Genomic DNA, 1,911 nt, shown 5'->3' with positions numbered 1-1,911 from the left:
AGGAACGCTCATCATGTATGAGTCATTCCTTTTTTCATAGATTAACTTGCCTGTTTTTTATTATTTTCTTTCAATTTCTCTGCTTGTAAAAAGCGATTCGTTTCAGCAACAACAATACTACTTAATCCAATTAGACCAATCAAGTTTGGAATTGCCATAAGTCCATTTGCAATATCAGCAAATGTCCATACGATTCCTAGCTTTAAATTAGCACCAATTGCAATCATAACAATAAAGATTGCTTTATAATATTTAACTGCACTTTCTCCGAATAAATAAGCTACACATTTTTCTCCATAATACGACCAGCCTAAAATAGTAGAGTAGGCAAATAAAATAATTGCGATACCGAGAATCATACTACCAGCAGTACCAAATACAGATTGGAATGCAAGTGTTGTAGCTTCAACGCCAGTTTTACCAGATTTCCAAGCACCTGTAGTAATTAATACTAGTCCTGTAATTGTACATACAATAAACGTATCTAGAAAAGTACCAGTCATTGAAACTAAAGCTTGCTTTGCAGGCGAATCAGTTTTTGCCGCCGCGGCGGCAATAGGTGCACTTCCTAAACCAGCTTCGTTCGCAAATACACCACGCGCCATTCCGATTTGGATAGCTGATGCAACTGTTGCCCCAATAAAACCACCAGCAGCTGCTGTACCATTAAATGCACCAGAAAAAATAAGTGAAAATGCTTCTGGAATTTGGTCGTAGTGATAGAAAATAATTATAAGACCAGCAATTATATAAAAGAAAGCTTTAATAGGAACGACATATCCCGTCACTTTCCCAATTTTTTTTACACCGCCTAAAATAACAATTGCGATTAAAAATGACATTACTATACCAGTTAAAGCAGGAGGGAAAGAGAAATTAATTCGCATTGCCTCTGCAACTGAGTTAGATTGCACCATATTACCAATACCGAAAGAAGCAGTTGTGCCGAATATAGCGAATAATACTGCCAGCCATTTCTTACCTAAACCACGCTCTAAATAATACATTGGTCCACCTGAATATTCACCATTTTCATTACTAACACGGTATTTCACTGCAAGTATTGCCTCGGCATACTTTGTTGCCATACCGAATAAAGCGGTAATCCACATCCAAAATATTGCACCAGGACCACCAATTGTAACAGCTGTTGCAACACCGGCTATATTTCCCATACCAATCGTTGCGGCCATAGCTGTCATAAGTGCTTGGAAGTGACTAATATCTCCAGAAGAAGAGGTATCTTCTGATTTTTTAAATGCTAGTTTGTGAGCGTATAATAGTTTACTAAACTGTAAACCTTTTAAACGCACTGTGAGAATGATACCTGTTCCAACGAGTAGCAACAAAGTTGGTAATCCCCACACGTATTGATTCAGTTGTTCTAATACTTTACTTACTGTCTCCATCTTTATTCTCCTTTTTTAGAAAAAATAAAAACCACTTCAAGTAAATGAAATGGTCTCTGGAGAAACAAGGGATAGAAAAATAAACCGATACAATCGGCTTTTTCTTTCGCTTGTCTCTGTCCTTTTACCTGAGAGATTATCCGCTGTAGTAGCGGATTTGCTCCTTCGGTGCTCGTTTTCCTCCGCGCTCTATGAAAGCGAGAGGGAGTCTCTCCAGAGATTCGTCCCCATGCAGTTCTACTTGTAACCAAGACCTGAGAGTTTCAAAGCTGGTATAACAACTTTTTGCCCCGTCGGTAGATCAATAGACCTTCTCCTGAATGGTTCATCCGAATTATAAAATTTATAAACACATTGATTGTAAATCAATAAAAACATTATAGACATACAAATTGTGAATTGCAATCATTTTTTATTTTAAAATAGTAAATAGTTTTATTTTTTTGTAAGTCCTAATTTATCTTCAACTTCATTTAAAGTAGATAAAGCGATGACAATATGT

The 1,911-nt window shown here is 36.7% G+C and carries 1 protein-coding gene and 1 riboswitch; the gene reads right to left on the bottom strand.

The genetic code is table 11. The annotated features are described in order from the left end of the window. Nucleotides 1–41: 41 nt before the first annotated feature. Nucleotides 42–1,409 carry an alanine/glycine:cation symporter family protein gene (locus ABWK52_RS06765; protein WP_000451039.1) on the bottom strand — a complete coding sequence of 456 codons (1,368 nt, stop codon included), beginning with the start codon at nucleotides 1,407–1,409 and terminating at the stop codon, nucleotides 42–44. Between the two features lie 106 nt (nucleotides 1,410–1,515). Beyond that, a riboswitch (glycine riboswitch) is annotated at nucleotides 1,516–1,636 on the bottom strand. Nucleotides 1,637–1,911 lie beyond the last annotated feature (275 nt).

The organism is Bacillus sp. AP50, assembly GCF_040492675.1.
GTDB classification, from domain to species: domain Bacteria; phylum Bacillota; class Bacilli; order Bacillales; family Bacillaceae_G; genus Bacillus_A; species Bacillus_A cereus.
This window is presented reverse-complemented; position numbering and strand designations above follow the sequence as displayed.

What these genes read in the sequence shown, in the direction of transcription:
- ABWK52_RS06765 (WP_000451039.1), bottom strand. Translation starts at nt 1,409, where the DNA reads ATGGAGACAGTAAGTAAAGTATTAGAACAACTGAATCAATACGTGTGG.